This window comes from Microbacterium sp. K35, assembly GCF_004794375.1.
GTDB classification, from domain to species: Bacteria; Actinomycetota; Actinomycetes; order Actinomycetales; family Microbacteriaceae; genus Microbacterium; species Microbacterium sufflavum.
Genome location: NZ_SSDM01000235.1, coordinates 1 through 6,122, shown reverse-complemented (window position 1 = coordinate 6,122; position 6,122 = coordinate 1). Strand labels below are relative to the sequence as shown.

General features: G+C 71.1%; 7 protein-coding genes. 4 read left to right on the top strand and 3 right to left on the bottom strand.

Annotated features, from left to right (window positions below):
* A partial coding sequence (locus tag DW299_RS08985) for an FAD-dependent oxidoreductase (protein ID WP_168443102.1) occupies positions 1-297 on the top strand: 297 nt, incomplete at its 5' end.
* Between the two features lie 37 nt (positions 298-334).
* Here the strand turns inward: DW299_RS08985 and DW299_RS08980 are convergent.
* Entirely contained in the window at positions 335-976 is a 642-nt protein-coding gene (locus DW299_RS08980) for a histidine phosphatase family protein (protein WP_136029737.1), read from the bottom strand.
* A 1-nt stretch (position 977) separates the two neighbouring features.
* Entirely contained in the window at positions 978-1,376 is a 399-nt protein-coding gene (locus DW299_RS08975; protein WP_240745361.1) for a DUF5684 domain-containing protein, read from the bottom strand.
* Between the two features lie 117 nt (positions 1,377-1,493).
* Here DW299_RS08975 and aspS point away from each other — a divergent pair, with 117 nt between their 5' ends.
* Complete coding sequence (gene aspS, locus DW299_RS08970) at positions 1,494-3,275, top strand: aspartate--tRNA ligase (RefSeq protein WP_136036376.1); 1,782 nt, start codon at positions 1,494-1,496, stop codon at positions 3,273-3,275.
* A 92-nt stretch (positions 3,276-3,367) separates the two neighbouring features.
* Here aspS and DW299_RS08965 read toward each other — a convergent pair whose 3' ends face one another.
* Entirely contained in the window at positions 3,368-4,150 is a 783-nt protein-coding gene (locus tag DW299_RS08965) for a sulfite exporter TauE/SafE family protein (protein WP_136036377.1), read from the bottom strand.
* Between the two features lie 107 nt (positions 4,151-4,257).
* Between DW299_RS08965 and DW299_RS08960 the strand changes: the two genes are divergently transcribed.
* The gene (locus tag DW299_RS08960; protein WP_136036375.1) at positions 4,258-4,770 is read left to right on the top strand and encodes a GNAT family N-acetyltransferase; all 513 of its coding nucleotides are present in this window, start codon (positions 4,258-4,260) and stop codon (positions 4,768-4,770) included.
* 159 nt (positions 4,771-4,929) lie between these two features.
* Positions 4,930-6,075, top strand: a complete 1,146-nt coding sequence (locus DW299_RS08955) for an ABC transporter substrate-binding protein (RefSeq protein WP_136036374.1) — start codon at positions 4,930-4,932, stop codon at positions 6,073-6,075.
* Positions 6,076-6,122 lie beyond the last annotated feature (47 nt).

The window sequence follows — 6,122 nt, the reverse complement described above, 5'->3', positions numbered from 1 at the left end:
TCTTCCGATCTGCGCACGGCCGACGGCGACCTCGACGTGGCCGGGGTCTTCGTCGCCGCGGCCTCGGCGCGCCAGCGCGCCCCCTTCGCGGCCGACCTGGGACTGCGGATGCTCGACTCCGGCTCGATCGAGATCGACGAGCTCGGGCACACCTCGGTCGGCGGCGTCTTCGCGGCGGGCGACCTCGCCCATCGCGCGACCCTCCCCGGGCCGATGGCCGCGGTGCTGCTCGCCGCCGCGGCCGGTCAGCTCGCGGCGATCGGCGTCATCCGGTCACTGCTGGAGGACGCCCGCTGAGACCGAGGCCACGGGCGCGTGCGGTGACGGCGGCGGGTCAGACCGCGCCGACGTCGACCGCGTCGCCCGTGGCGGCGGGCTCCGCGTACGCGACCTCGCGCCACACGTCACCCACGCGCTCGAACGAGGTGACGCTCGACAGGGCGCAGCGCCGCGTGCGGGGGTCGTGCTGCAGCGGAAGCCCCGCCACGCGCAGGTGCGTGATCCAGATGGGCGCCTGGTGCGACACCATCACGATGTCGCCCTCGGTCGTGCTCTCCAGTGCGGCCGTCCACGCCTCGTCCATGATCCCGAGCATGCGCTCCGCGATCGACGCGTACGGCTCGCCCCAGCTGGGGACCGACGGCTGCCGCAGATGCCACCAGTTGAGCGGGTTCATCAGCGACCGGCGCATGCGGGTGCCCTCGAAGACGTTCGTCGGCTCGATCAGACGGATGTCGATCTCCGGCACCAGGTCGAACCGCTCGGCGAACGGCTCCGCCGACTCCTGCGCGCGCTCCAGCGGCGAGGCGTACAGCGCCGCCACGGGGTCGCCGAGCTGCGCCACGTGCGCGGCCGCCGACGCCGCCATCCCGCGGCCCGCGCGGCTCAGGTGATAGTCGGGCAGCCGGCCGTACAGCACGCGGGCGGGGTTGTGCACCTCACCGTGCCGCACGAGGTGCAGTCGCGATACCCCCACGTCAGATCTCGCGGTAGCGGGAGTCGCCGAAGCCGAGGATGAAGTATCCGATGAACGAGAACACGAAGAGGAGGAAGAAGGAGAAGACGCCGCCCTTGCCGAAGCGGGCGCCGACCTTCACGGCCACGACGATCGCGAGCACCACGTTGGCGATCGGCACCAGGTAGAGCAGGACCCACCAGCCCGACATCCCGGCGATGCGCAAAAGGAAGATCGCGTTGACGATCGGGATGAGGGCGAGGATGCCCGGATATCCGGCCTTGGTGAACACCTTCCACCAGGCGACGGCGAGGAGGATGTAGAAGATCAACGCCACCACGCCGGTGGTCCCGGAGAGGAACTGGCCGAGGAAGTCGGGGACGACCGGGACGTCGGCCGCGGGGACGAGAGCGAGGTTCATGGGGGCACCTTCCGTTCACAGACACCCTACTGAGGGACGGGCCGTCCCGTGAGAAGGGGTCGCGCACCCCCGTAGACTGGGCGGGTTCTCCATTTCCCAGATCAGAAGGAATACTCCGTGCTGCGCACCCACACCGCAGGCTCCCTGCGCGCCGAGAACATCGGTCAGACCGTCACCCTCACCGGGTGGGTCGATCGTCGTCGTGACCACGGAGGCGTCGCGTTCATCGATCTGCGGGATGCCTCGGGCATCGCCCAGGTGGTCATCCGCGACGAGGAGGTCGCCCACCCGCTGCGCAACGAGTTCGTGCTCGAGGTCACGGGCGAGGTCTCGCGCCGCCCCGAGGGCAACGCCAACCCGAACCTCCCGTCGGGCGAGATCGAGGTCATCGCGGCCGAGGTCGAGGTCCTGAACCCCTCGGCTCCGCTCCCCTTCCAGGTCTCCACGGCGCTGGCCGACACCGAGACCGTCGGCGAGGAGGCGCGTCTCAAGTACCGCTACCTCGACCTTCGCCGTCCGGCCGCCGCTTCCGCGCTGCGCCTGCGCTCCGACGTGTACAAGGCCGTCCGCGACGTGCTGCACGCCGACGGCTTCACCGAGGTCGAGACCCCCACCCTCACCCGCTCCACCCCCGAGGGCGCCCGCGACTTCGTGGTGCCGGCGCGACTGCACCCGGGCAGCTGGTACGCGCTGCCCCAGTCGCCGCAGCTGTTCAAGCAGCTGCTCATGGTCGGCGGCGTGGAGAAGTACTACCAGATCGCCCGCTGCTACCGCGACGAGGACTTCCGCGCCGACCGGCAGCCCGAGTTCACGCAGCTCGACATCGAGATGAGCTTCGTCGAGCAGGAAGACGTGATCGCCCTCATGGAGTCGCTCATCGTGGCGATGTGGAAGACGATCGGCGTGGAGGTGCAGACGCCGCTGCCGCGCATCACCTACGCCGAGGCGATGGCGAAGTACGGCTCCGACAAGCCCGACCTGCGCTTCGGGCTCGAGCTCGTCGAGGCGACCGAGTACTTCGCGGACACCCCGTTCCGGGTGTTCCAGGCCGAGTACGTCGGCGCGGTGCGTATGCCCGGCGGCGCCTCGCAGCCGCGCAAGGTGCTCGACGCCTGGCAGGACTGGGCCAAGCAGCGCGGCGCCCGCGGTCTCGCCTACGTGCTGTTCAACGAGGACGGCACCCTGGGCGGCCCCGCCGCGAAGAACCTGTCCGAGGCGGAGCAGGCGGGTCTCGCGGAGTTCGTGGGCGCCGAGCCGGGCGACTGCGTGTTCTTCGCCGCCGGATCCACCAAGGAGAGCCGGGCGCTGCTCGGCGCCGCGCGCGTGGAGATCGGCCGCCGCCTGGGTTACCTGAACCCGGACGAGTTCGCGTTCACCTGGGTCGTCGACGCCCCGATGTTCGAGCCCGCCGCCGACGCGGTGGCCTCGGGTGACGTCGCGGTGGGCGCGGGCGCCTGGACGGCCGTGCACCACGCGTTCACCGGCCCGAAGCCCGAGTTCGAGGACACGTTCGACACCGACCCGGGCTCGGCCCTCGCCTACGCGTACGACATCGTGTGCAACGGCTCCGAGCTCGGCGGCGGCTCGATCCGCATCCACCGCGAAGACGTGCAGAAGCGGGTCTTCGAGGTCATGGGCATCAGCGACGAGGTCGCGCAGGAGCAGTTCGGCTTCCTGCTCGACGCGTTCTCGTTCGGCGCTCCCCCGCACGGCGGCATCGCGCTGGGCATGGACCGCGTGCTGCAGCACCTGTCGAAGACCGAGTCGATCCGCGACGTCATCGCCTTCCCGAAGTCGGGCAACGGGTACGACCCGCTGACCTCCGCGCCCGCCCCGATCACCCCGGAGCAGCGCGCCGAGGCCGGTGTGGACTACGAGCCCGACGACGACGCGGCCTGAGCCGCTCGCGCACGATCAGGCACTCGCGCCGGGTCGGGCGGTTCCCCACGGAACCTGCCCGACCCGGCGTCGTCGTGTGAGCCGCGGACGGTTCAGCGGAGCGAGGCGAGAGCCGGGACGATGTTCTCGTTCCACACGTCCACGCCCAGCTTCGCGATGAGCGCGACGACCACCACGAGGAACACCACGCGGATGAACGTGGTGCCGCGCGAGATCGCCATGCGCGACCCCAGGTAGCTGCCCGCGACGTTCGCGACCGCGAGGATGCCGCCCAGCAGCCACAGCACCGACCCGTGCGGGATGAACAGCAGCAGCGCGCCCAGGTTCGTGGCGAGGTTCACGATCTTCGCCTTCGCGCTGGCCTGCAGGAAGTCGTAGCCGAGCAGCGCCACGAGGGTGATCACCAGGAACGTGCCGGTGCCCGGGCCGATCATGCCGTCGTAGAAGCCGATGCCGAGGCCGGCGAGGCCCGCCATGAGGTGGTGCTTGTGGCCGTGGAAACGCAGCTGCGTCGCGGCGCCGAGCTGCGGGCGGAGCGCCGTGAACAGGGCGACCGCGAGGAGTGCGACCACGATGATCGGCTTGAACGCGGCGGGCGGAAGCACCGTGGCGACCGCGGCTCCCCCGAACGAGCCGAGCAGCGCGATCACCGCCATGGGCAGAGCCGTGCGGATGTCGGGTTTCGCGCGACGGTAGTACGTGACACTGCTCGTCGCCGTGCCGAACACCGACGCGAGCTTGTTGGTGGCCAGGGCCTGCACCGGCGCGATACCGGGGATCAGCAGCAGCGCGGGCAGTTGCAGCAGACCCCCGCCGCCCACGACCGCGTCGATCCAGCCGGCGCAGAACGCCGCGACGATCACGAGGATCAGCATCCCCCAGGTGAGCTGCTCGAGCCCGAGCACCGTGCCGATATCCACCCGGCCATGATTCCAGAGAGTGCACCCTCCTCCCGCATCCGCGCCCCTGAGAGACTGGTGCCATGCTCGACGCCCTCCGCCTGCCCTTCCCCTTCCCGTCGCGCGTCGGCGAGGCCGTCCTGCGGCGGGCCACCCTGGACGACACCGATGCGGTGATCGCGCTGCTCGCCGACGACCCCATCAGCGCCGCCCGCGGTGATGTGGCCTCCGACGAGGATCGCCCCGCCTATGAGCGCGGCCTGACGGAGATCCTCTCCGAGCCCTCGAACGACCTGCTGGTGGTCGAGCTCGGCGGGGCCGTCGTCGGCACGCTGCAGCTCACGTCGATCCCCGGCATGGCACGCCGCGGAGCCCGTCGCCTGCTGGTCGAAGCCGTGCGCGTGCGCAGCGATCTGCGTTCGGCGGGTCTCGGCGGGGCCGTGATGCGCTGGGTCGGGGAACAGGCCGCGCCCGCGCTCGGCGCCGCGATGGTGCAGCTGACCTCCGATGCCGCCCGCACCGACGCGCACCGCTTCTACGAGCGTCTCGGCTACGTCGGCTCGCACCGCGGCTTCAAGCTCACCGTCCCGCACTGACCGGCGGCCGCGCCGGCCCGCCTGTCGGTCCCGCGCCCGCGCGCCACCCATCGGACACCGTCCGTTCACCGCGGCCGCCACGAGCGGCAACCTCTGGCTCGTAGTGTCCTCTCGCAACCCGACCCCGGCGAACCCGCGCCGGGCACCGAGAGGATACTCATGGCACGCTTCACCCGCCGCGCGCGCATCGGCGCCGGCATCGCCCTCGCCACCACGGCCGCGCTCGCACTGAGCGCCTGCTCCGGCGCCGCCGACGCGTCGGGCTCCGGCGCCTCAGAGTCCGACGTCGACGCGTCGGCGGCCACGTCGGTGGCCGACTTCGGCACGTTCGCCGATCTGGAGGCCGCCGCCAAGGCCGAGGGACAGCTCAACGTCATCGCGCTCCCGCGCGACTGGGCGAACTACGGCGAGATCCTCGATCTCTTCGCCGAGAAGTACCCCGAGATCACGATCAACGAGGCCTCGCCCGACGTGTCCAGCGCGGAGGAGATCCAGGCCGCCGAGACGAACAAGGGCCTCGACACGGCGCCCGACGTGTTCGACCTCGGCCTCACCGTGGCCCTGCAGAACACCGACGCGTTCGCGCCGTACACCGTGCAGACGTGGGACGACATCCCCGACGAGCTCAAGGAGCCGAGCGGGCTGTTCGTGGGCGACTACGGCGGGTACATGTCGATCGGCTACGACTCGTCGAAGTACGACGCACCGTCTGAGCTCGACGACCTGCTCTCCGCCGACTACAAGGGCGCGGTCGCGATCAACGGCGACCCCACGCAGGCCGGTGCCGCGTTCGCCGCCGTGGGCCTCGCGACCGTGCAGTCGGACGGCACGCTCGACGACTTCCAGCCCGGCATCGACTTCTTCTCCGAGCTGCAGAAGGCCGGCAACCTGCTCAAGGTCGACGTGACCACCGCCACCATCGCCAGCGGTGAGACCCCGGTGGTGTTCGACTGGGACTACCTGAACGCCGCCCACACGGCCGACAACCCCGACTGGAAGGTCGTCGTGCTCGACGGCACCGGTTACGCCGGCTACTACAACCAGGCCATCAACGCCGACGCCCCGCACCCGGCCGCCGCGCGACTGTGGCAGGAGTTCCTCTACAGCGACGAGGTGCAGAACCTGTGGCTGAAGGGCGGCGCCCGTCCGGTCCGCATGGAGGCCATGACGGAGGCGGGCACGATCGACGCCGACCTCGCCGCCGCGCTGCCCGAGGCACCGGCGGAGACCGTCGTGCCGACCGAGGAGCAGTCGACGAACGCCGGCACGCTGCTCGGCGAGAAGTGGGCCGCGGCGGTCCAGTGACCACCGTCGTCGCACCGGGGGCGGACGTCGCGGCGTCCGCCCCCGGT